This is a genomic window from Candidatus Hydrogenedentota bacterium, assembly GCA_012523015.1.
GTDB lineage: Bacteria > Hydrogenedentota > Hydrogenedentia > Hydrogenedentales > CAITNO01 > JAAYBJ01.
Map to the genome: position 1 here is coordinate 1 of JAAYJI010000100.1, position 1,904 is coordinate 1,904.

At 51.2% G+C, this 1,904-nt stretch carries 3 protein-coding genes; 1 reads left to right on the forward strand and 2 read right to left on the reverse strand.

The window, feature by feature from the left end; genetic code table 11:
• On the forward strand, positions 1-585 hold a 585-nt coding region (locus GX117_04390; GenBank protein ID NLO32582.1), incomplete at its 5' end, for a hypothetical protein.
• Here GX117_04390 and GX117_04395 read toward each other — a convergent pair.
• Both GX117_04395 and GX117_04400 read right to left on the reverse strand, forming a co-directional pair.
• Positions 570-1,151 (reverse strand): thioredoxin family protein, encoded by a 582-nt coding sequence (locus tag GX117_04395; GenBank protein NLO32583.1) that lies wholly within the window; start codon positions 1,149-1,151, stop codon positions 570-572. The two genes, GX117_04390 and GX117_04395, sit on opposite strands and share 16 nt — an antisense overlap.
• A 127-nt stretch (positions 1,152-1,278) precedes the next feature.
• The coding region (locus GX117_04400; protein NLO32584.1) for a lysoplasmalogenase at positions 1,279-1,904 on the reverse strand (626 nt) is incomplete at its 5' end.

The following is a 1,904-nucleotide window of genomic DNA, read 5'->3' on the forward strand; positions in this document are numbered from 1 at the left end:
GTTTTGAATATGGTGGTTATTGGCAGTTCTGCAATTCGTCCGGTCTACCGATCGGGCGCACAGCCCGGCGATGTGGTTATTGTGACCGGTCATCCCGGCAGTGCCGCTTTGGGACTGCATGCCTTAGAGCAGGGGCAAAGAGAGGAAGCGGAAGGCTTGGTACGATCTCAGTTGCGGCCCCGGCCCCGGCTTCGGGAAGGCGCATATTTAGCGGGGACGAATAAGACGCATTCCATGATTGATATCAGCGATGGGATACTCCAAGATTTGTCGCATATAGCAACACGAAGCGGGGTATCCATAGCAGTGGACACCACACGCCTTCCTCTCTCAGACGACCAAAAGCATTATGCCCATCGAAGCGGTGTTTCCGCGCAGGCGGCCGCCCTTTCCGGGGGCGAAGATTATGAATTGGCTTTTACGGTGTCCGCTGACTACGCCGAAGCGTTGTTGTACAATTTCAGCTATTATTTTACGACACAGCTGACCATCATCGGAGAAGTTCGGCCGGGACCTGCCTCAATCATTGTAGACGGCAAGGCACATGCCGCAGAAGGCTTCGACCATTTTCACGGATTGAAATAGTGAGGCGCGTTGCCCTCTCTCCATTTGATATTGCAGCCCATGCTGGGTTTTTGCAGCTCAGGAGCAGGCTGATCATTGAGCACAGCATCTAGGGCGGCTCGCAGATCATCTCCCGTAACAGGGAGATTATTTCCCGGTCGGGAGCTGTCCATCTGACCCCGATAAAAGAGCTTTTTATCCTTGTCGAAGAGGAAGAAATCGGGCGTGCAGGCGGCACCGTATTCTTTCGCTACCTCTTGAGAACCATCGTAGAGATACGGAAAGCTGTATCCCCCATCCTGCGCTTCTTGCGCCATCTTATCGGGATGGTCTGCCGGGTAGGTGTCAACATCATTGGACATAATCGCCACCACGCCCACCCCCTTTTGTTGATAGGCTGCACAGAGTTCTGCCATCACAGAACGCACATGTTTTACAAAGGGGCAATGGTTGCAAATGAACATGACCAACAAGGCTTTACTGTCCTTAAAGTCGGCGCGGGATACGATTGTCCCAGCTGTGTTGGGCAGTGAAAAATCCGGGGCTTCTGTGCCCAAAGGCATCATTGTGGAATAAGTGTTTACCATTGGCAACCTCCTTGTATGTTGAGGAAATGTCCCGCGCGCTTGCGTAGGTAGTGGAAACGGCGCATTGCATCACGATGCAGCCACCATTTTCGGGAACATTGGCAATACACGGATTATTCCGTATAGGTCAGCGTGCGTAGTCTACCGTGATCGCCAATAAGATCTGGGCGAGGTAATAGAGCGGCAAGCCTACCCGTTGATTGGTCTTTTGTTCGACTACAAAACGCTCGCGGGCAACAAAAATGTCGGAACAATAAAAACAAATGGCGCCGAGGATGATCAAATATCTGCCGGAACTGTAGGCGGCTGAAGCGGCTACGGCAGTCATGAGGCTAATCACCGCAATATAGGCAAAAACGGGCCAGCGCATGGAGCCCAGATAGGGGTAGAGCCAATGCACCAAGATGGCGGCGGGAATCAACAGCAGCCCGGCTGCGATCATAATTTCGAGAAGCGCCGCTCCCACATAGAAAAAGGCAGCGCAATAGACAACGTGGGCAAGAAAAAAGGCAACGAGTCCTACCATAAAAATGGCGGAGGATTTGGAAATAAGAAATAAATCTCCCCACCAAGAAAAGAAGAGCCCCGTTAAGATGGCAAGACCGTAGCGGCTTTGAATGCCGCCCATATAAACACATAATACGATAAAACCGGTGGAGGCGAACATTTTAAAAAAGCCGGAAAAATAATGATCCCCTGATGTATACAGCAGCAACGCTACCGAACAGAAAATAAAAATGATCAGGGTAAACA

What these genes read in the sequence shown, in the direction of transcription:
- GX117_04395 (NLO32583.1), bottom strand. Translation starts at nt 1,151, where the DNA reads ATGGTAAACACTTATTCCACAATGATGCCTTTGGGCACAGAAGCCCCG.